The organism is Streptococcus sp. 339 (genome assembly GCF_013277285.1).
GTDB classification, from domain to species: Bacteria; Bacillota; Bacilli; order Lactobacillales; family Streptococcaceae; genus Streptococcus; species Streptococcus pseudopneumoniae.
The window spans coordinates 1-19,756 of record NZ_VMMR01000028.1 but is presented as its reverse complement, the minus strand read 5'-3'; the positions used below and the strand labels follow the sequence as shown (position 1 = coordinate 19,756).

The following is a 19,756-nucleotide window of genomic DNA, read 5'->3' as shown; positions in this document are numbered from 1 at the left end:
TTTCCTTTTTACTTTTTAATTCGTTTCTATTTCACTAATAAATTCTTGACTAATCTCGTCTCGATTGACAAAAAATTCGATGTGATGATGGCAGACTTGAAGTTCAACTGGGGTATCTCCTCCATATTCCCCATCTAGGTTCAGCATAAATGGTTCTTGGTCATCTAAAACTTCTAAACGTAGTTTGCTAGTTTTAAGGTATTCGATATTGACGTCTGAGACATGCTGACCACCATTAATGGCCTGTATCAATAAGCCCAACATATCAAATAGCTTGTCTGTCTTGACCAAAATCAGAGTAAAATTACCATCGTCTAACTTGGTATCAGGCGCTAACTGCTCAAAACCTCCAATGGAATTGGTCAAGGCAACAAAAATCAAGGACACCTCTCCTTCAAAGACCCCCTGATCGTGTGTGATTCTCACTGGACGAACCTTGGTCTTAGGAAACATTTCAATGCCTTTAGCAACATAGGCAAAATAACCAAGACGCGTCTTGACTTCACTTGGAACACTGTAAGTCAATTCGGTTAAGGTTCCAGCAGCGGCAATATTAATAAAATATTTGTCGCCAAAAGCTCGTCCAATATCCATATGAATGGTCTCATTTTTAGCAATAATCTGAGCAGCCGCAACAGGATCACCCATTGGAATTTTTAGGGCACGCGCATAATCATTAGTCGTACCTGTTGGGATGATAGCAAGCCGAGGTCTCTTATCGAGCGAGGCAACCCCATTGACTACCTCATTAATTGTTCCATCACCACCTGCAGCAATAATCAAATCAAAACCAGCTTTGGCTGCTCTCTCAGCTTCTTTTTGTGCCGAAAGAGGTTCTGTAGTCGTTTGAAAGGCACTGGTTTCATAGCCAATATTTTCCAAAACATCCAGCACTTCTGCTATATTTTTCTTGATAATTTCCTGCCCTGAGGTTGGGTTATAAATTAAACGCGCACGTTTTCTTTCTTCTGTCATTGTTACAAACTTTCTAGCCAAGCTTCATCTCGAACTTCGATGCCAAATTCTTGTGCTTTTTGAAGTTTACTTCCAGCGTCTGCTCCTGCAACAACAAGGTCTGTCTTTTTAGAAACACTGCCTGTTACCTTGGCACCCAGACTTTCGAGTTTGCTTTTAGCTTCTGAGCGCTTGAGCCGTTCCAATTTTCCTGTCAATACCACGGTCAAACCTGACAAGGTCGCATCCGCTACTACTGTCTGACCTTTATAGTCCAGATTGACCCCAGCTTCTTTTAATTCTCTGAGGAGAATTTCAGAGCCTTCTGTCGCAAAGTAAGTCTGAAGACTCTTGGCAATCACACCACCCAGACTTTCAATACTAGCCACTTCCTCTGGATCTGCCTGAGCCAGATTTTCAATCGAGAGAAAATGTTGAAGTAAAAGCTGACTGGCCTTACTGCCGACATGGCGAATTCCCAAACCAAACAAGAGTTTTTCAGCAGAGTTTTCCTTAGATGCTTGAATGGCTTGATACAGTTTAGAAGCAGACTTTTCCTTAACCCCCTCTAAAAGGAGGAAATCTTCTTCTTTCAAACGGTAAATATCTGCCACATCCTTGACTAGGTCTGCAGCAAAGAGTTTCTCAACAATAGATGGACCAAGCCCTGTAATATTCATGGCATCTCGAGAGGCAAAGTGGATCAAACCTTCCATGATTTGAGCAGGACAACGCGGATTGATACAACGCAGGGCCACTTCATCTTCAAAGTGCAACAAGTCAGAATCACAACTTGGGCAGTTTGAAGGGATATCTAGTTTTTCTTCAGAAACCCGTTTGGACTCTACCACGCGTAAAACAGCAGGGATGATGTCACCAGCCTTATAAACTATGACCGTGTCATCTTTACAGATATCTTTTTCAGCAATATAATCCACATTGTGCAGAGTTGCACGGCTAACAGTTGTACCAGCTAGTTGTACTGGTGTTAGATTTGCAGTTGGGGTTACAACACCGGTACGACCAACTGTCCAATCAACTGATAAGAGTTGAGCTTCTTTTTCTTCAGCAGGAAACTTGTAGGCTACTGCCCACTTTGGAGCCTTGACGGTAAAACCGAGTTCTTCTTGGCTTGCTAGGTCATTGACCTTGATTACAACTCCATCAATATCATAAGGCAGATTTTCCCGTTCCTCTCCTACTTCTTGGATAAAATTCCAAATCTCATCCATGCTTTCAGCCAGAATTCGTTTAGAATTGACTACAAAACCAAGTTGTTCTAGGTGCTTCAAAACCTTTTCTTGGCTGTCACGAGTTGACGGGCTGGCTTCTTGATAGAGAAACGTTGCAAGATTGCGCTTGGCAACTACTGCTGTATCCAGCTGACGTAGTGTGCCTGCCGCCGCATTACGGGGATTGGCAAATTCAGGCTCTCCATTTTCTTGGCGAGCTTGATTAACCTGGTCAAAAGAAGCGCGTGGCATATAACATTCCCCACGAACTGTGATATCTAGTTCTTCTGGCAAAGTTAAAGGAATGTCTTTAACACGCTTAAGATTTTCTGTGATGTTCTCCCCAACAGAACCGTCTCCACGTGTTGCACCTGCAACTAAAATCCCCTTTTCATACGTCAGCGAGATAGATAAGCCATCGATTTTCAGCTCACAAATATAGGTTGGATGAGCCACTTCCTTACGAACACGCGCATCAAAAGCTTCAAGCTCCTCACGTGAAAAAGCATCCTGCAAACTATAAAGAGGATACTGATGACTGTATTTTTCAAAACCATCTAAAACCTTACCACCAACACGATGGGTCGGACTGTCTGCTAATACTTGATCTGGATAGGCAGTTTCTAACTCAACCAACTCTCGGTAAAGACGGTCATACTCACTGTCTGAAACCGATGGATTATCGCTGGTATAGTACTCAGTCGCATAGCGATTGAGCAAGGCGACTAACTCATTCATTCTTTTATTCATAAGACCATTTTACCATAAACTAAGCCCTCCTCACAAACGAGAAGGGCGGAAAAAATACTTAGTTTGAAATTATTTTTGAAACTCAAGCAGCCTTATATCAATTTTTCAAAATGAGTTCGAACATAAATAAACGATATACAAGACAAGATGATAACACCACTTCCAATTATCAGGAAAGAAGAGAGATGTACACTTGGCAAGACTGTCATAAATCCTTTTGCAATAGGCATAAATAGAATAGCTAAGGTAAAAATCGTACTTAGTACTCTCCCAAGAAATTCGCTCTCAACCTTGGTTTGTACTTGAGTAAAAAAGTGAATATTAAAAATCGTCATAAACAATTCACAAACTAAATTTCCAGAAAAGGAAAGAAAAGTTGGCAGTGGTAATCCCATCATAAAAACTCCGACACCTGTCAAAGCCAGTAAAATCAAAAGATTATAAACATTAGCTTTAATTTTACTAGCTAGAAGAGCCCCAATGATGGAACCAATAGCCCCCATAGTTAAAATACTTGCATAGGCTCCTTCTGACCCGTAAAGCTGATTCGAAAAGGGGAGGAGAAATTCAAAAGCTGCAAAAAAGAAATTGACGCTGGAAGCTACCAGCAAAAGGAAAAAAATTTCTTGCTGATGCCAGATATAGTGTAACCCATCCTTGATATCTACAAAAATATCTCTCCCAGTAAAAGCCTTTTTCTCTTGAACTTTTGCTTCCTCTTTCGGAAGGAAAGCCACTAGAACAAAAGCAATGAAAAAAGTCAGCGAGTCTAGCAGTAGCGTCATATGGAGACTTGCAAACTGTAAAACAAGGAAGGAAAGAACAGGAGAGCTAACACCTACAACCTGCAAAACCAGCTCTAAGCGAGAGTTATAGATCACAATCTCATCTTTCTCCACCACTTCAGTTATGATAGCTTTATTGGCTGTACGAGAAAATGCGAAAGCAATAGCCTGCACAATGTTGGCAACAATCAAAGCGCCAATCATCCAGCTGTCATTCCTTATGAAAGAAATAGCCAGACAAAGAATCCCACAAACAAGGTCTGTCACCATTAAAATCCTACGACGAGAAAAACGGTCTGAAATAACTCCACCAAAGGGATTGACGAGAATAGATGTGACGAGTTCAGAAATCTGATACATTCCTAAAACTGTCTGTCCGATAGTTCCCATGGAAGCCAACCAGACACTATTTCCATAATCATAGAGCATATTCCCTATCTTGTTAACAGCTCCACGACTAATCAACTGTACGGCATAGCGATTCATATAAAAACTCCTCTCAAATTTTGAAACTATTGTATCAAAACCGAAAGGAGCTTTTTATTTTTTCCCTTATTTGGGAAAATTAATCTTTGACAAATTTTTCGTAGTGTTCTTGATAGTAGGCTACTTGCTCTGGAAGACCTAGCACGTCAAAAATATGCATGGCCTCTTGCATCTGCTTATAACCTTCTTTACACTTTCCTTTTTGATATAAGGCAAAACCTTTTAAATAATGGAAAATATTACGCTCATAAAGCTTAATACCTTTACCAATAATCTTCTCTGTATAAGCCTCAAAATAGCTAGCGTTATCAAAAGAAAGATGCTCTAAACAATGCTGGTAACAATTAAGGGCTAAAATCAACACTAATCTCTTATGGCGACCAATCTCTTGGTAAAATTCCTCCCTCTCCATAACTTCTCTACCAATCCGAGTGACATAGTCCACATCGTAGAAACTATAGAGGTTACCGAAAAGAATCAACTCATACATAGTCCATTCTTCTGTTTTGAAGAGATAATCTGCTACCTTATCCAAATCATCCTGCTTCATATCATAACTCGAATCTCTTTGACAAATCAGACCCTGTAACAAAATCCAGTTCAGCTCAAAATAAAGGGGAGTCGTCGAACTCTTAGCCTTTTCAAGTTGTTCTTCTTGAAGCTTTTGAAAACCTGCAATATCATTTGAGTAGTAAAGTGGGATAATCTGTGCCATCATAGCAACATGTTCATGATTTTGAAAATCCCTAGCCTTGTCCATGAAATTTTCGATTGTTACATGAATGTTATCCAAAATCTCAAAGAAACGTGAGACTGCTAGGTCAGACTCCCCAAGCTCAAAGCGAGATAACTGAGAGGTAGAGCAAGACTCCCCTGCCGCCTCCTTTAAAGAATAATTTCCACTTGTCCGAAATTCACGAAATACTTTTCCAAGATGTTCCATCTTTACACCTGCTCTGATAATTCTTCCCACTCAAGCATAGCTTCTTCCTGACGATGGCTGATTTTGTCCAGCTCAGCCTGCAATTCCATCAGTTTGTCGGCATCGTTTGTTTCCAACATTTGTTCAGAAATCGCTTGACTTTGACTTTCTAGCTCTTCAATTTCAGCTTCTAGACTTTCGATTTGTCGCATGAGTTTACGAACTTCTTTTTGACTTTCTTTCTGAGCTTGATAGTCATTAACTGGGCTTGCTTCTGTTGCTTGATTGCTGGTTGAAGCTTCCTCAGTTTGAATCATTTCTACTTCTAATTTCTTCTCGACATAGTAGTCGTAATCTCCCAGGTAAAGAGTCGAGCCATTCTCTGACAATTCCAGTACATGAGTTGCCACTCGATTGATAAAGTAACGGTCGTGGCTGACAAATAGAAGAGTTCCATCGAAGTCAATCAAGGCATTTTCTAGCACTTCCTTACTATCAATATCCAAGTGGTTGGTCGGCTCGTCCAGAATCAAGAAGTTGTTATTTTCCATAGACAGTTTAGCCAAAAGCAAACGAGCTTTCTCGCCACCAGACAGCATGCCGACTGATTTTTTAACATCCTCTCCTGAGAAAAGGAAGGCACCTAGACGGTTACGGATTTCAACTTCCGGTGTCAGTTTAAAATCATTCCAGAGTTCATCCAGCACCGTATTACTTGGTGTTAGCTTGCTTTGGGTCTGATCATAGTAACCCACCTCAACATTAGCGCCAAAGCGCTTTTCACCTTTGATAAACGGAATCTGATCCACGATAGATTTGATAAAGGTTGACTTGCCAATACCATTGGGACCAACGATGGCAACAGCATTCATCTTACGAAGGTCTAGGTTAATCGGTTGTGACAGGACTTCCCCATCATAGCCAATAGCCGCATTTTCAACAGTCAAAACAACATTGCCCGACGTTTTTTCAGACTGGAAGGTCATATTGGCTGATTTCTTACCCGCTTCAGGCTTGTCCAAACGTTCCATTTTTTCCAGTTGTTTTCGGCGAGATTGGGCACGTTTGGTCGTCGAAGCACGGACTAAATTGCGATTGACAAAATCTTCCAGAGCAGCAATTTCCTTCTGTTGCTTTTCATAGTTTTTTGCCTCAGTAGCTAGTTTTTGCTCCTTCAACTCAACAAAACGAGAGTAATTCCCCACATAGCGATCCAAGGAATGCTTGGTCAAATCTAGCGTAATTGTCGCAACCTTGTCTAAGAAATAACGGTCGTGGCTGACAATAATGAGGGCACCGCTATAGTTTACCAAGTAATTCTCTAGCCAGGCAATGGTTTCAATATCCAAGTGGTTGGTTGGTTCGTCCAATACCAAAAGATTGGGCTTTTCAAGGAGCATTTTAGCAAGTGCCAAACGAGTATTTTGACCACCTGAAAGTTCAGCTATTTTCATCTGCCACATAGACTCGTCAAACTTGAAACCATTCAAAATCGCTCGAATATCAGCTTCATAGGTAAAGCCACCTGCTTGGTGAAAATTTTCAGATAAGCGGTCGTAATCTGACATCAGCTTATTTAAGTCCTCACCAGACTTTTCACCCATCTCCAGCTCCATCTGACGAAGTTGTTTCTCAGTCCGACGCAAGTCATCAAAGACATGAAGCATCTCATCGTAGATGGTATTTTCAGACTCAAAACGGCTATCTTGGGCTAGGTAAGACAGAGAAATATCTTTTTTCTTATTGATTTCTCCGCTAGTTAGCTCCTCTTCTCCAACTAAAATCTTCAAAAGAGTAGACTTACCTGCACCATTTTTCCCAACAAGGGCAATCCGATCTCGTTCATCAACTTGCAGGTTGATATTATCGAAAAGAACCTCTCCTGCAAAAGAACGTTCAATTTTATTAGCTTGTAAAATAATCATACAAGTAGTATAGCATGTTTCCCTAAGGCATTCAAGATAATGGTAAGTATTTTAGCGAAGGGTTTGTAACATAAAGTAAATTATGTAAAATTTATGTTAGATTCCTTCGCTATCTTGTTGGACTTTCTAACCAGCTAATCTTGCTTCAAATAGTTATCGCACAAGTCTATTATTTAATTCTTTTCATTATATACGTACGTATAGCAAATTGAAATAAGATGAGAACAAATCGATTGGGAAAGTAAAATTAATTTCTATAAATGTTTTAGCAATTGTTTCGTACTATTTTAGATTCAGTCTACTATATATACAATATTTTCGGAACATTCAACTTTTTAACTCTATTTATTACTAGATTTCATAATTAAAAAGCCTACCGACCAAGCTAGAAAGCTTGATACAATAGGCTTTTTAAAGACTGATTATTTAACAGCGTCTTTAAGAGCTTTACCAGCTTTGAATGCTGGAACTTTAGAAGCTGCAATTGTCATTTCTTTACCAGTTTGTGGGTTGCGACCTTTACGTTCTGCACGCTCACGAACTTCAAAGTTACCAAAACCGATCAATTGAACTTTTTCACCAGCTGCAAGATAGTCAGCTACTGCTGCAAATACAGCTTCAACTGCTGCTGCTGAGTCTTTCTTAGTCAATTCTGTAGCTTCTGCTACTTTAGCGATCAAATCTTGTTTGTTTGCCATGTTAACGATTCCTCCAAATAATTTCTAATTAACAAATATAATCATATCCTAAAATCCCTTTTAGGTCAAGTTAAAAACGCTATTTCTTCCCATTTTATTTATTTTTTAGGAATGGTAACGTACCAAAATAGCCCAAGCGTTCTCACCTGTGTGAGTTTGAATAATGGAACCCGTTTCCAAAACAGAAATTGGCTTTTCAACATAAGCTTGTAAGCTTTCTTTCATCTCTTTTGCCCAATCATCACTACCAGAATATGAAATTCCAATCTCTGCTACAGAACGTTCAGAGAGAGATGTTATCAACTCATCTAACCATTTTTTAAAGGTTTTAGCTCCACGACCTTTAACCATTGGCTGCAATTCATGGTCTTTCATTTGCATGACAACACGGATATTGAGAAGGGAGCTCAACAATCCAGTTACACGGCCAATTCGTCCACCTTTGACAAGATTTTCCAAAGTTGAAACACCAATATAAAGCTCTGTATGGTTTTTAACCTCTTCTACATGAGATAAAATTGTCTCCATATCTTTACCTTCTTGAGCTAACTTCGCAGCCTCAACAACTTGGAATTTCAGGGCTTGGTCAGTGAAGGAACTATCAACAACAGTCACGTCGGCAGTAGATAGGCTAGCACCTTGACGCGCTGCTTCTACAGTACCCGAAAGAGCATGGGACATATGAATAGCAAGAATCTGGCTACCATCCTTGCATAGGTTTTCAAACACTTCAGCAAAGACACCTACAGGCGGCTGGCTTGTTTTCGGAAGATTCTTAGCTTCTTGCATCAAGTGAAGAAATTTACCTTCTTCTTTCAAATCAGCATCAGAATAAACAACATTATCAATCATTACAGATAATGGAACAATTGTAATATCTAATTGCTTTACTAGTTCAGGTTCAATAGTAACAGATGAATCGGTTACAATCTTAATTTTTGTCATAGTATCAATCTTTCTATTTTAGGATTCAGATTGGTTTCCTTGCTTCTAATTATATCAAAAAAAAGATTAAAAATCCTAATGGAGTCAATCAAATTTTCCGTAAAATTTGATATAATCAACTTATAAGAAAAGAGGTGTCCTATGATTAAAAAAATTTACCCCATTTTTACCATTTTACTAGGTGCTGCTATTTATGCTTTTGGACTGACTTATTTTGTAGTTCCCCATCATCTCTTTGAAGGAGGGGCGACAGGCATTACCCTCATCACCTTTTATCTTTTTAAAATCCCTGTTTCCCTCATGAACCTGCTGATTAACATTCCCCTTTTCATCCTAGCTTGGAAGATCTTTGGAGCTAAATCCCTCTATTCTAGTTTACTAGGAACCTTAGCTTTGTCCGCCTGGTTAGCTTTTTTTGAGCATATTCCCCTTCATATTGATCTTCAAGGTGATTTACTAATCACAGCCCTTATAGCGGGAATCCTATTAGGAATTGGCCTTGGAATTATTTTTAATGCTGGAGGTACAACTGGCGGAACTGATATTCTAGCTCGTATTCTCAACAAATACACTCATATATCCATAGGAAAACTGCTCTTTATCTTAGATTTTTGTATTCTCATGTTGATTCTCCTAATCTTCAAGGATTTGAGATTGGTTTCCTACACGCTTTTGTTTGATTTTATTGTTTCTCGTGTTATTGATTTGATTGGTGAAGGAGGATATGCCGGCAAAGGCTTTATGATTATCACAAAACGTCCTGACCAACTTGCTAAGGCAATTAATGATGACCTCGGAAGAGGTGTTACTTTTATTTCTGGTCACGGCTACTATAGTAAAGAAAATTTGAAAATCATCTACTGTATTGTCGGTAGAAATGAGATTGTGAAAATGAAAGAAATGATTCATCGAATCGATCCTCAAGCCTTTATAACCATTACAGAAGCCCATGAAATCCTAGGAGAAGGATTCACCTTTGAAAAAGAATAAAAAGAGGTAGTGTAGTGATCTCAAAAGTTAGACTACATCATCTATCTTTTGGGTTACAGACAACCTCTTTTTTGTTTTATTTACTCAAGCTCTTAAGACCAATTCCGAGTTACTTCTTCATCAGTCTTTAACTGATCCACTAATTGGTCAACTGAGTCAAATTTGGTCATATCTCGAATGCGATCAAGCCAATAAACCATGACGGTTTCCCCATAAATATCTTGATTAAAATCAAAAATATTGACTTCAAAACGTGCTTCTTCTCCATCAAAGGTCACATTTTTCCCGACACTAGCCATAGCACGATACTTCTGTCTTTGAATCTCAACATCAACGACATAAACGCCATCTGCTGGCATATAAGTACGGTCTAAAAGCACTAAATTCGCTGTCGGATAACCAATTGTACGACCACGAGCATTACCATGAACCACCATACCTCTTGATGGAAGCGGTGCCCCCAAAAGTTTTCCTGCTTCTTTCACATTTCCATCTAAAATAGCTTGACGGATACGAGTTGAACTAATCTTTCCTTTCTCATCTTCTACAGGTGGAACAATGATAACTTCTCCATCAAAGTAATCCTTTAAATCTTCTGCTGTTTTTTTGTCAGAACCAAATGTATAATCAAAACCTGCAACAATAATTTTGGCATTCATAGCCTTGATATAAGTTGCAAAAAATTCTTCTGCCGTGAGACTAGCGAATTGACTACTAAAATCAAGGAGATATAATTCTTCTACACCTTCGCGCTTTAATTTTCTTTCACGTTCAGCAGGGTTCAAAATATGCAAAAACAAATCTGGATGATAAGGCTCTAAAGCGATCTTTGGAGATTCATTAAAGGTCATAACGACGATAGGCAATAAATCCTTTCTCGCAGCCTTGTTGGCAACACGAAATAATTCTTGATGCCCCTTATGTATGCCATCAAAATAGCCGAGAACAACGACTGAATCAGATGGTGTGCCAATATCTTTTTGGTTTTTTATAGGAATAGTAATAATCATAAAATAATTATATCATAGCGATAGCTATTTCTGGAACAGAAAATCTGAAATGTCGTTTTTTTCACCTGAAGTGTAGCTGTTTTCAAAAAGCACTTCACTCTATCGTTGCTTAACTATGAACTTTGCAATATTCTTCTCAAAAACTTGTAGGACATCTTCAAAAGTTTGAAAGGAGTGATTAGACTTGTTCAGTAACCATAAAGTGTCATACTATGCTTATGTATGAAAAAGCAATGCAACTAACTCCTGAGAACTTTAAATTACTAATTGGTGTCGAAAAGGTAGAATTTAGAATCGAGGTACACCTATGGCTGTAAAATTTACAAAATGAGACAACTTGGGCAAGATGTTTGAATAATTTCCTAAACTCCCTGATTTGAAGCAAGTCACTTTCCCTGATGACAAAGAAAAAGCCAAAGCAGCAAAGAAAAACTAGATGACTGCTTTCCAACAACTCCCATCTAATGTGCTTCAGACTGGGTTATTTTTCTCTCCATCTGTTATCTTGGATTCTCGCTAAAGAATATCTTTTTCCTTATCAGAAGGAACGGCTCAAGCCATTCATACAAGTGAAGGGATGACAAGCCAATATTTGAAACCAGATACCAGTTCTTATTTCATTTTACTATATTAAAAAGTATGGGTACCAAACAAAAAACAGGCTCTCCGAAAACTCGGAAAGCCTTATTTAATGCTACTTCTAGCTTCCTCGCCTTTACAGTTCAAGGCTCGGGATAAAAAGGTTCACTGAACCTTTTTATTTAGCGATTGGGTAAACAGAAACTTGTTTTTTATCGCGTCCTTTACGTTCAAAGCGTACTACGCCTTCAACTTTAGCGAACAAAGTATCGTCTCCGCCACGACCAACGTTTACACCTGGATAGATGTGTGTACCACGTTGACGGTAAAGGATTGATCCACCTGTTACAGTTTGTCCGTCAGCTGCTTTAGCTCCAAGACGTTTTGCTTGTGAATCACGTCCGTTTGATGTAGAACCTCCACCTTTTTTGTGGGCGAAAAGTTGCAAGTTGTTAAGAGTCATTTTTAACATAATGTTTTCCTCCGTGTTAGTTTTCTGTGATAACTCTGGTTTGGACGAACTCAGACGAGTTCTCCGATAAGTTTGCCATACCTAAGAAAAATGATTCAAAGAATAACTGGGTCATTTCTCTCTGGTGTGAAGGAAGATCTTTTGGAATTTCAACCATCAGATAACCACCTTCATCTTCGTTTAATTCTAGGATTGGTTCATAGCCTGCAAATTTCTCAATAGAATTGATAAAGTTAATGGCAAGCGTAGAAACCGATGCACACACGACATCTAAGCCGCATTCGCCACTCTCGGCGTGTCCAGTAATTTCCGCATTCCTCAGCTCGCCATCTTCGGCTCTCTCAAAGACTGCTTGTATCATGTGTTCTCCTTAAAATTAAGCGTTGATTGCGTTGATGACAACTTTAGTATATGGTTGACGGTGACCTTGTTTACGGTGGCTACCTTTTTTAGGTTTGTACTTGTAAGTAACCACTTTCTTTTGTTTTCCTTGTTTTTCAACAGTTCCAACCACAGTAGCTCCAGCAACAAGTGGAGTTCCGACAACAGTGTTTTCACCACCAACAAGAACAACTTCGTTAAAAGTAACTTCTTGACCAGCTTCAACGTTCAATTTTTCAACGTAAACTGCTTGACCAACTTCAACTTTAACTTGTTTTCCGCCAGTTTTGATAATTGCGTATGTGCTCATTATGCACCTCCTATGATTTTTATGGGTTTCCCCGAATTTTTTGTGAAGACTCGCCTAGCATCGTGGGACGAACCACTTAAACTTGAATAATCGAGCAACGATGTTCGTGCGGTTGCACAGGATTGTGCATAGTCAACTCTCTAAGTATAGCATATCTCCTATTTTCTTACAAGTAATAACACCTAAAATCAAGCTTTTTCTTTTACTTTTTTCCGCCACGAGGCAAAAAGCATGCTGATATAAAAAATGCTCATCATAATAGGAACACCAAGAATGGTCTTTTCATGATAGAAAATCGTCAAATAGGCTGAAAAGACAACGCCAAGGATAAAACTACTAAGCAGGCTAACAAATATGAACCCTTCACGCAAAAAAGGAGTGTGCTTAGTTCGGAAATAATTTCCAAAAGCTAGCATTGTTCGTTTGATATTCCCTGTCATAAAGGCATTATTATAAGCAATACCCGAAACCTCACCAAAGGCAGTTGTCACCAGTCCCATACAGAAGGCCAAGGGCGGCACTAGATAGATATTATCTACAGTTTGTGGCACAAAAGCAATAATTATTGATAAGATTACCAAAGGAATCAGTGACAGAATTGGCTTTTTCACAATTCTCAATTTTTCCCTATAAATGGTTAGTAAAAAAACTCCCAGCATAAACGCTATTAAGGTTAAAAGCTTATCCCTAACATCCGAAACATTATTCTGTATTAGCTCTACCGAAAGAAAGACAACATTTCCAGTTTGTCCAGCTACAAGGGTATTCCCGCGAACAATAAAAGTGTAAGCATCCACATATCCAGCACAAAACGTCAAAAAAAGTGCTAACCTTTTAGACTGACGTGATATTTTTCTTATAGGTAATAACCTCATTTTCCCTCCCATTGTATTTTCTCTTAGAAATATTGTACCATTTTCTTTCTAAAAAATCGTAGGCTACCATTTAGATTTTACTATTAGCATAAAAATAATAATAGACAACTATTTATCCGAAAATAGATAGAGGTACCATGTTTGTAGACAAAGCATACAAACCTTTAGTAAAATCATTTCCATGAAACTAGAATAGAGCCCCTCTTAACAAAAATCATTATTTTAATTTATTTCTAATCACTCCTTGACATAAATAACTCTCACCAATAAAAGACTATGTCTTAAAAAAATGGTATAATAAAATCAAGACTTGGGCTTGATGGCTATGCTACTAATAACAATTAGGAGAGAAAATCAGGCACTTGTTAACAACAAGGATTATCCCCTTGAGATGAAAGGAACTTTAGAAATCTTATGATGAACATGCAAAACATGATGCGTCAAGCACAAAAACTTCAAAAACAAATGGAACAAAGCCAGGCCGAACTTGCTGCCATGCAATTTGTTGGCAAATCTGCTCAAGACCTTGTCCAAGCGACCTTAACTGGAGATAAGAAAGTTGTCAGCATTGATTTCAATCCAGCTATCGTTGACCCAGAGGACCTTGAAACTCTTTCTGATATGACCGTTCAAGCCATCAACTCTGCTCTTGAACAAATCGATGAAACTACCAAGAAAAAACTGGGTGCTTTCGCTGGGAAATTGCCATTCTAAAAACAAGGACCTAGAGCAATACTTGTCGATAACAAAAGCTAAGAAAGGTGCAAAAATTATAAAAAACGCATAATAGCAAATGCACTCAATATTATGCGTTTTCTCATGAAAAATTCTCTTTTCATACTCATTTAAAAGGAAATTTATCGTTTTACGGACATGTATATTACAGATTTCTATAGGTCGTATATAGACAGGATATCATCGCTTGGAAGTTGTCCTTTTTGACACCAATCAGTAATTTAGTTCTCAGGAGTTAATGGCAGTGCTTTTCGTACATAGTTTCATAACTACAGTATAGCATAGTATATCGCTTTATAGTTTTCACTATTGATGAACTGCTTGAGCTGCTGTGATAAGGGTTAACTTGTAAACATCATCTGCATTACATCCACGAGAGAGGTCGTTAACAGGCTTGTTCAAACCTTGTAAAACAGGTCCTACAGCCGCAAAGCCACCAAGACGTTCTGCCATCTTGTAGCCGATATTTCCTGCCTCGATACCTGGGAAGATGAAGACATTTGCTTGACCAGCTACCGTACTTCCAGGAGCTTTCAGAGCTGCAGTTTCTGGAACAAAGGCTGCATCAAATTGCAACTCACCGTCGATTTCGAGGTCAGGACGCAAGTCGTGAGCAATTTTAGTTGCTTCAACAACCTTATCAACACTTTCACCAAAGCCTGAACCTTTAGTAGAATAACTTAGCATAGCAATTTTAGGCTCAATACCAAACATCTTAGCTGTGATTGCTGAGTTGATGGCAATTTCAGCCAAAGCTTCCGCGTCTGGATTGATGTTGATGGCACAGTCTCCAAACAGGTAACGTTCCGTACCACGAACCATGAGGAAGGCACCTGAAGTACGAGTCACATTTGGACGAGTTTTAATGATTTGTAGGGCTGGGCGAACTGTTGAAGCAGTTGAGTGAATCGCACCTGACACCATTCCATCAACCAAGCCCAAGTAAACCAACATCACACCAAAATAGTTGACATCTTCAACCAAAACCTTGCGTGCATCTTCTTCAGACATTTTGCCCTTACGACGCTCCACCAAGGCAGCAACCATTTCTTCAAATTGAGGATAATGTTGAGGGTCAATGACTTCATAACCATCCATGATCCCTTCAATTTCAAGATAAATTTTAATTTTTTCAGGATTTCCTAACAAAACAGGAATCACTTCTGTTTCTTTTACCAAACGTTTAGTCGCTTGAAGAATACGTGGCTCTTCCCCTTCAGGGAGAACGATACGAGCATTTTTACCAACAAGGTTGGCTTTGAGACTTTCAAAAACTTCCATGAGTTTTCTCCTTTAAGATAATAATTATACTCTGAAACAGTTTTTATAGAGTATTAGTTGATAACTGGGTAATAAGGTTGCTGAAATCATCCGGCAAGGGACTTTCTAACTGCAAATCTTGCTCTAAAAATGGATGATAAAAGGATAGGTAATGGCAATGCAGGGCCTGACGTTGGATGCCGTCGTCCAGACTACCACCGTACAAATCATCGCCCAACAAAGGAAAACCAATATGAGAAAAGTGGACTCGAATTTGGTGGGTTCGACCAGTGTGCAGCCGAATGTCGACCAAGTGGATATTTCCATAAGAAGCTACAATCTTGTAGGAAGTATGGGCATATTTTCCACCTTTAGCCACCCGTCTGGTAATAATGGAGTCTTCATCACGCGCAATCGGGGCAATAATTTCCCCCTCTGACTCCAAGTGTCCATCACCTTTAACCAAAGCAAAGTAGCGTTTTTCAATGGACTTCTTCTGCAACTGCTTGTCCAATCGTGCATGGGCATAGCCGTGCTTGGCAAAGAGCATCGAGCCAGAAGTATCCCTATCAAGCCTGGTCACAATGTGAACTTGCTGATTTTCGTAATTTTGCTTGACGTAGTAACCCTTGATAAAATTGGCAATGGTATTGGAGTGGTTAACACTAGGAATAGAGGCAACTCCATAGGGTTTATTCAAGACTAGAAAGTGGTCATCCTCATAGAGAATATCCAGTGGGCGCTCGATAGCTTCCAGAGTTTCAAAGCCTTCCTCAGCGGGAATATCGATAGTAACGCGGTCCCCAAGATTCAATAGATAGGTTGCATTTTGTGGTTGGTCATTGACCAGAATAGCCCCACCTCGAAACTTAATCTTGGCCAGAAGCCCCTTAGAAACCTCGTGCTTTTTTAAGAAGGTCTTAACCTTGACATGCTCATCTGCGATAAATTCAAACCTCATTCGTCCACCTCGCCGATAAAGGCATCCTTAACACGGTTCCAGAAACTAGTATGGCTAGGAGTCGCGACAAAGTGAATCTTATGATGATCGATTTGATACTCAATACGCTCAATATTACGGAAAGAATAAACGCTATTGTCAACCGAAATGGTATGGTAATCATTTCTCGTTGGAATGAGTTCAATCTTATCCTTCTTAGGAACGATAATGGAAGAGCCCAGCGTTCGATAGACACGATTATTGAGGCTGGCAATTTCCGTTAATTGCAAAGCTTCAATGGTAGGGTGTAAAACAGCACCGCCAAGAGACTTGTTATAGGCAGTACTACCAGTCGGTGTCGAAACTGTTAGCCCGTCTCCACGAAAACGTTCAAAGGGAACACCATTGATGACAATATCTGCTACCATGGTTCGATCAGACCTGCGGATGCTGGCTTCGTTGAGGGCACGAAAAATCTTGACCTCTCCATTTCCAAGAAAAACCTTCACATTTAGAACAGGGTAAGAAACCCTTGCTCCGGTATCTAGCTGCAAATTGGTCATTAACTTATCCAACTCAAAATCACGATAATCGGTATAAAAGCCCAGATGTCCTGTATGAAGACCGATAAAGCGTACCTTATCAAGTTGGTCTTCGTACTTATGAAAGGCCGACAAGAGCATACCATCCCCGCCAATGGAAATGACAATATCCGGATTGGTATCATTGAGTATAAACTGATTTCTCTTCAAACGATCTCGCAATTCATACAAAACCCTTTGACTCTGCGGTTTTCTATTGGCTATCAGATCAATTCGTTTACCTGTATTCTTCATCTGTATCGTCACTGTTTCCTACACCGTCATTTAATTTTCTACTCAAGGGATCAAAAAGAGCCTGAGCTTCTTGGATATCATCACGAATTTTACCCATTTCTTCATCCAACTGATGGGCGATTCTAGCTGTAATTTCCAGTCGCTTCTTAATCTCCTCTGGGAAATCCCCTTGGTACTTGTAGTTGAGAGAATGTTCTATCGTTGCCCAGAAATTCATGGCCAAGGTACGTATTTGAATTTCTGCCAAAATAGTCTTGGCTCCATTGATGGTATCAACCATATATTCTACTACCAAATGATAGGAACGATAGCCTGATGCTTTTCGATGAGTAATGTAATCTCGCTCCTGTATGATTCGCATGTCCTGACGCTTGTGCAAAATCTCCACTACTTCCTTAACGTCATCTACAAACTGGACCATCACACGCAAACCAGCAATATCCTGCAAATCGTGCTCCAAGGTCGCATAAGTAATACCACGACGGGCCATTTTTTCTTTTATACTCTCAATTGGCTTGACTCGACCGGTCACAAATTCAATCGGAGAATGCTTATTTTGCTTACGATATTGCTTACGAATGCCACGAAGTTTAATCTTTAACTCACCAACAGCTTGAATGTAAGGATCTAGAAATTCTTCCCATTCTAAGGTCATATATTCTCCCTTATTCTCATATTATCCTTCAAAAATATCTTTGATTTTTTCTCCAGATTCATATACAATAAATACAATGCTTATTATACCATAAGTGAAAAACGTTTACAAATAGTTATCATCACTTGTAAATAGTTGAGTTTTTACTTATTTTTCGTTAAAATCATTTACACTAATTTCCATCGTTTTTTTAAATCGTATTCATCTTCGTATTCATTTTTACAATCATCTTTGCCCGTATAGTTGAGAAGGTTTCAATTTAATTCTAATAGTTTATAAATAGAAAACCGTGATTACTCACAGTCTTTTAAAAATAAAATAAAAAAACTCCATCAAAACTATTGACATTATGCAACCAAAGTTGTATAATGGATACATAAGGTTAAGGAGGAAACCTTAGACAAGGAAACTAGTAGAAAGGAACATGAAATGTTTAAGTTCAAAAAGAAACCACTCAAAGCAAAAACAAATAAGCTAGTAGTCAAAATAAACTTATTTATAATCAGCTTTGAATGGCACATCGAATTTGGATAGTGAAAAATCACTATCCACCCCTTCGGGGGTGTACTTAAATTATAACAGGAAAAACAATGAAAGTAAATCTTAAAGTTAGAAAAACCACCAAGCGTGAAAAAGTTGAATTTATTATTGGACTTCTTCTACTCCTATTTGCAGTTTGGTATTTTACGAGGTAATATATGTCAGTAGATATTGAAGCTATCCGCTGGCTTTTAGACAACGCCACAGCCTATGCTATTAGCAAAAACTGTGGCATGTCTATTCAGGCCGTGGACAAGTATAAAAATGGTGTATCGGATATTATGAATATGCGTCTAAAACACGCTATCAGCATGATAACATACGCCCAGGAACTTAAAAAGCAGTGATTTCGGTCACTGTTTTTTATTTTTAACAAAACACCGTTTTTGACAATAATACACCACGATTTCCTCTCCATATTCTTCATGTAAACGCTTTTTTGAACAATAGGATTGTGATTTTGCTTTCTAATCGTTCAAAATGTGTGTTTTTGAAAAATAAAAAAACCGCAAGCCTGAGCCTGCGGTGAAAAATTATTCTTTGTCTTTGTTTTTATTTTGATTATTCCCTGTAAACAAACCAATTAGCCCTAATGCAGTAGTTCCAGTTAAGACACTACCTGCAATTTGTTTATCTGTTGCTATTAAGTAAATTCCACCAATAATAACAACGAGGGCGATTAAAAAGCCAAATAACTGTCCCAATTTATGAGAAGCAATATTCCCTGATAAGTATTTATCTTCCATCTCTCTACGATGTTGGCTTTCTGCAATACCATTATCAATAATCTTTTGAGCAGCATCCGGATATAGCTCTTTATATCCTTTGAGAATATCTGGATGAGGTAGGTCACCTTGATAGATTTCCAACTTCTGTAAAACTACTTGACGCTGTTCATGTGGTAAGCGCTCGACTTCATCAACAATATTATTGACTTCAATCAAATCTTTATTCTCGGTATCCAAATTTCATTACCTCTTTCTGAATGCCCATCGTTGATTTCTTGTAATCACTTTTGACTTTCTTCCAGTCTGGGACTGTATCAGCTTTTACTTTCGAAATGTTCTGGTTAAAGCTAAAAACAGGCAATACAATTGCTGTCATACCAAGTAAAAAAGACTTAAAGTATTGAGGTTGTTTTGTATTTTTTAACATCCCAAATTCCTCCTACTCGCTCCATAATATTTTTTTGAATTAACTTGATTATGACATCTTTCTTTAAAAAAGTCAATGTTTCTTACTCTTTTTAACAAAAAATCCCCACAAGGACGAGTCCTGTGGGGTAGATAAACATTTTAGAAAAGTTTTCCTTTCCTTTTATTTTTTAAAATTATTTAGTCGTAATCAAGCCGTCTGGCTCTACTGTGAACTCTGGCTTGTCTGCCATTGTTCCGTCTGGTTTGAGGTAGTACCAGCCTGTTCCGTCCGCAGACTGGATAAAGGCGTTTGATACCATAGCACCTTCTTTACCGTCAA

The 19,756-nt window shown here is 38.7% G+C and carries 21 protein-coding genes, 2 pseudogenes and 1 other annotated feature; of the genes and pseudogenes, 4 read left to right on the top strand and 19 right to left on the bottom strand.

What is annotated here, in order from left to right; translation table 11 throughout:
- Positions 1-15 precede the first annotated feature (15 nt).
- The 7 genes from HT736_RS03865 to HT736_RS03835 all read right to left on the bottom strand — a co-directional run bounded on the left by HT736_RS03865 (position 16) and on the right by HT736_RS03835 (position 8,697).
- Positions 16-975 carry a diacylglycerol kinase family lipid kinase gene (locus HT736_RS03865; RefSeq protein ID WP_000134183.1) on the bottom strand — a complete coding sequence of 320 codons (960 nt, stop codon included), beginning with the start codon at positions 973-975 and terminating at the stop codon, positions 16-18.
- A gap of 2 nt (positions 976-977) precedes the next feature.
- On the bottom strand, positions 978-2,936 hold the full coding sequence (gene ligA, locus HT736_RS03860; protein ID WP_172930770.1) for an NAD-dependent DNA ligase LigA: 1,959 nt from the start codon (positions 2,934-2,936) through the stop codon (positions 978-980).
- 92 nt (positions 2,937-3,028) lie between these two features.
- Positions 3,029-4,207: an MFS transporter gene (locus tag HT736_RS03855; RefSeq protein WP_172930769.1), complete on the bottom strand. Its 1,179-nt coding sequence runs from the start codon at positions 4,205-4,207 to the stop codon at positions 3,029-3,031.
- Between the two features lie 79 nt (positions 4,208-4,286).
- Positions 4,287-5,150 carry an XRE/MutR family transcriptional regulator gene (locus HT736_RS03850; RefSeq protein WP_172930768.1) on the bottom strand — a complete coding sequence of 288 codons (864 nt, stop codon included), beginning with the start codon at positions 5,148-5,150 and terminating at the stop codon, positions 4,287-4,289.
- Positions 5,151-5,152: 2 nt separating this feature from the next.
- Complete coding sequence (locus HT736_RS03845) at positions 5,153-7,054, bottom strand: ABC-F family ATP-binding cassette domain-containing protein (protein ID WP_172930767.1); 1,902 nt, start codon at positions 7,052-7,054, stop codon at positions 5,153-5,155.
- 422 nt (positions 7,055-7,476) lie between these two features.
- A complete protein-coding gene (locus HT736_RS03840; RefSeq protein ID WP_001284639.1) occupies positions 7,477-7,752 on the bottom strand; it encodes an HU family DNA-binding protein in 276 nt (91 codons plus the stop codon).
- 105 nt (positions 7,753-7,857) lie between these two features.
- On the bottom strand, positions 7,858-8,697 hold the full coding sequence (locus HT736_RS03835; protein ID WP_050207568.1) for a DegV family protein: 840 nt from the start codon (positions 8,695-8,697) through the stop codon (positions 7,858-7,860).
- Between the two features lie 141 nt (positions 8,698-8,838).
- Here HT736_RS03835 and HT736_RS03830 point away from each other — a divergent pair, with 141 nt between their 5' ends.
- Positions 8,839-9,687 carry a YitT family protein gene (locus HT736_RS03830; protein ID WP_000592055.1) on the top strand — a complete coding sequence of 283 codons (849 nt, stop codon included), beginning with the start codon at positions 8,839-8,841 and terminating at the stop codon, positions 9,685-9,687.
- Between the two features lie 92 nt (positions 9,688-9,779).
- Here HT736_RS03830 and HT736_RS03825 read toward each other — a convergent pair whose 3' ends face one another.
- Complete coding sequence (locus tag HT736_RS03825; RefSeq protein ID WP_023936826.1) at positions 9,780-10,697, bottom strand: bifunctional riboflavin kinase/FAD synthetase; 918 nt, start codon at positions 10,695-10,697, stop codon at positions 9,780-9,782.
- A 478-nt stretch (positions 10,698-11,175) separates the two neighbouring features.
- Here HT736_RS03825 and HT736_RS03820 point away from each other — a divergent pair.
- Positions 11,176-11,316 (top strand): annotated as a pseudogene (locus HT736_RS03820) (TIGR03943 family protein); the annotation flags it as partial.
- 138 nt (positions 11,317-11,454) lie between these two features.
- Here the strand turns inward: HT736_RS03820 and rpmA are convergent.
- From rpmA to HT736_RS03800, 4 genes are all read right to left on the bottom strand, one after another.
- Positions 11,455-11,748 (bottom strand): 50S ribosomal protein L27, encoded by a 294-nt coding sequence (gene rpmA, locus HT736_RS03815; RefSeq protein ID WP_000916509.1) that lies wholly within the window; start codon positions 11,746-11,748, stop codon positions 11,455-11,457.
- Positions 11,749-11,764: 16 nt separating this feature from the next.
- Positions 11,765-12,109, bottom strand: a complete 345-nt coding sequence (locus HT736_RS03810; RefSeq protein WP_000613692.1) for a ribosomal-processing cysteine protease Prp — start codon at positions 12,107-12,109, stop codon at positions 11,765-11,767.
- A gap of 15 nt (positions 12,110-12,124) precedes the next feature.
- Positions 12,125-12,439: a 50S ribosomal protein L21 gene (rplU, locus tag HT736_RS03805; RefSeq protein ID WP_000109141.1), complete on the bottom strand. Its 315-nt coding sequence runs from the start codon at positions 12,437-12,439 to the stop codon at positions 12,125-12,127.
- 36 nt (positions 12,440-12,475) lie between these two features.
- Positions 12,476-12,563 (bottom strand) — a sequence feature (ribosomal protein L21 leader region).
- A 64-nt stretch (positions 12,564-12,627) separates the two neighbouring features.
- On the bottom strand, positions 12,628-13,326 hold the full coding sequence (locus tag HT736_RS03800) for a YoaK family protein (RefSeq protein ID WP_000509046.1): 699 nt from the start codon (positions 13,324-13,326) through the stop codon (positions 12,628-12,630).
- A 402-nt stretch (positions 13,327-13,728) separates the two neighbouring features.
- Between HT736_RS03800 and HT736_RS03795 the strand changes: the two genes are divergently transcribed.
- Complete coding sequence (locus HT736_RS03795) at positions 13,729-14,028, top strand: YbaB/EbfC family nucleoid-associated protein (RefSeq protein ID WP_000981524.1); 300 nt, start codon at positions 13,729-13,731, stop codon at positions 14,026-14,028.
- A 327-nt stretch (positions 14,029-14,355) separates the two neighbouring features.
- Here the strand turns inward: HT736_RS03795 and pta are convergent, their stop codons facing one another.
- Genes pta through HT736_RS03775 form a run of 4 tightly spaced genes read right to left on the bottom strand, consistent with a single transcriptional unit; the run spans position 14,356 to position 17,740 of the window.
- Positions 14,356-15,330 carry a phosphate acetyltransferase gene (pta, locus tag HT736_RS03790; protein ID WP_000451580.1) on the bottom strand — a complete coding sequence of 325 codons (975 nt, stop codon included), beginning with the start codon at positions 15,328-15,330 and terminating at the stop codon, positions 14,356-14,358.
- A 43-nt stretch (positions 15,331-15,373) separates the two neighbouring features.
- Positions 15,374-16,270 carry an RluA family pseudouridine synthase gene (locus HT736_RS03785; RefSeq protein WP_119919499.1) on the bottom strand — a complete coding sequence of 299 codons (897 nt, stop codon included), beginning with the start codon at positions 16,268-16,270 and terminating at the stop codon, positions 15,374-15,376.
- Positions 16,267-17,085, bottom strand: a complete 819-nt coding sequence (locus tag HT736_RS03780; RefSeq protein WP_050261575.1) for an NAD kinase — start codon at positions 17,083-17,085, stop codon at positions 16,267-16,269. The genes HT736_RS03785 and HT736_RS03780 overlap by 4 nt, the downstream gene beginning before the upstream one ends.
- Positions 17,069-17,740, bottom strand: a complete 672-nt coding sequence (locus HT736_RS03775) for a GTP pyrophosphokinase family protein (protein WP_050261576.1) — start codon at positions 17,738-17,740, stop codon at positions 17,069-17,071. Before HT736_RS03775 ends, HT736_RS03780 begins: the two co-directional genes overlap by 17 nt.
- Before the next feature lie 698 nt (positions 17,741-18,438).
- Between HT736_RS03775 and HT736_RS03770 the strand changes: the two genes are divergently transcribed.
- Complete coding sequence (locus HT736_RS03770; protein WP_000109850.1) at positions 18,439-18,627, top strand: hypothetical protein; 189 nt, start codon at positions 18,439-18,441, stop codon at positions 18,625-18,627.
- A gap of 186 nt (positions 18,628-18,813) precedes the next feature.
- On the opposite strand, the gene HT736_RS03765 is transcribed toward HT736_RS03770, so the two are convergent.
- From HT736_RS03765 to HT736_RS03755, 3 genes and pseudogenes are all read right to left on the bottom strand, one after another.
- Positions 18,814-19,245: a DUF2335 domain-containing protein gene (locus tag HT736_RS03765; RefSeq protein WP_000379281.1), complete on the bottom strand. Its 432-nt coding sequence runs from the start codon at positions 19,243-19,245 to the stop codon at positions 18,814-18,816.
- The gene (locus HT736_RS03760) at positions 19,229-19,435 is read right to left on the bottom strand and encodes a hypothetical protein (protein ID WP_000917045.1); all 207 of its coding nucleotides are present in this window, start codon (positions 19,433-19,435) and stop codon (positions 19,229-19,231) included. The genes HT736_RS03765 and HT736_RS03760 overlap by 17 nt, the downstream gene beginning before the upstream one ends.
- A 175-nt stretch (positions 19,436-19,610) precedes the next feature.
- Positions 19,611-19,756: pseudogene (locus HT736_RS03755) on the bottom strand (autolysin); the annotation flags it as partial.

Bases quoted from the DNA above. Each gene is read 5' to 3' on its own strand.
- HT736_RS03825 (WP_023936826.1), bottom strand. From the start codon at position 10,697: ATGATTATTACTATTCCTATAAAAAACCAAAAAGATATTGGCACACCA.
- HT736_RS03810 (WP_000613692.1), bottom strand. From the start codon at position 12,109: ATGATACAAGCAGTCTTTGAGAGAGCCGAAGATGGCGAGCTGAGGAAT.
- HT736_RS03855 (WP_172930769.1), bottom strand. From the start codon at position 4,207: ATGAATCGCTATGCCGTACAGTTGATTAGTCGTGGAGCTGTTAACAAG.
- HT736_RS03795 (WP_000981524.1), top strand. From the start codon at position 13,729: ATGATGAACATGCAAAACATGATGCGTCAAGCACAAAAACTTCAAAAA.
- HT736_RS03760 (WP_000917045.1), bottom strand. From the start codon at position 19,435: ATGTTAAAAAATACAAAACAACCTCAATACTTTAAGTCTTTTTTACTT.
- HT736_RS03835 (WP_050207568.1), bottom strand. From the start codon at position 8,697: ATGACAAAAATTAAGATTGTAACCGATTCATCTGTTACTATTGAACCT.
- HT736_RS03785 (WP_119919499.1), bottom strand. From the start codon at position 16,270: ATGAGGTTTGAATTTATCGCAGATGAGCATGTCAAGGTTAAGACCTTC.
- HT736_RS03830 (WP_000592055.1), top strand. From the start codon at position 8,839: ATGATTAAAAAAATTTACCCCATTTTTACCATTTTACTAGGTGCTGCT.
- ligA (WP_172930770.1), bottom strand. From the start codon at position 2,936: ATGAATAAAAGAATGAATGAGTTAGTCGCCTTGCTCAATCGCTATGCG.
- HT736_RS03775 (WP_050261576.1), bottom strand. From the start codon at position 17,740: ATGACCTTAGAATGGGAAGAATTTCTAGATCCTTACATTCAAGCTGTT.
- HT736_RS03800 (WP_000509046.1), bottom strand. From the start codon at position 13,326: ATGGGAGGGAAAATGAGGTTATTACCTATAAGAAAAATATCACGTCAG.
- HT736_RS03845 (WP_172930767.1), bottom strand. From the start codon at position 7,054: ATGATTATTTTACAAGCTAATAAAATTGAACGTTCTTTTGCAGGAGAG.
- HT736_RS03850 (WP_172930768.1), bottom strand. From the start codon at position 5,150: ATGGAACATCTTGGAAAAGTATTTCGTGAATTTCGGACAAGTGGAAAT.
- HT736_RS03865 (WP_000134183.1), bottom strand. From the start codon at position 975: ATGACAGAAGAAAGAAAACGTGCGCGTTTAATTTATAACCCAACCTCA.
- rplU (WP_000109141.1), bottom strand. From the start codon at position 12,439: ATGAGCACATACGCAATTATCAAAACTGGCGGAAAACAAGTTAAAGTT.
- HT736_RS03840 (WP_001284639.1), bottom strand. From the start codon at position 7,752: ATGGCAAACAAACAAGATTTGATCGCTAAAGTAGCAGAAGCTACAGAA.
- pta (WP_000451580.1), bottom strand. From the start codon at position 15,330: ATGGAAGTTTTTGAAAGTCTCAAAGCCAACCTTGTTGGTAAAAATGCT.
- HT736_RS03780 (WP_050261575.1), bottom strand. From the start codon at position 17,085: ATGAAGAATACAGGTAAACGAATTGATCTGATAGCCAATAGAAAACCG.
- rpmA (WP_000916509.1), bottom strand. From the start codon at position 11,748: ATGTTAAAAATGACTCTTAACAACTTGCAACTTTTCGCCCACAAAAAA.
- HT736_RS03770 (WP_000109850.1), top strand. From the start codon at position 18,439: ATGTCAGTAGATATTGAAGCTATCCGCTGGCTTTTAGACAACGCCACA.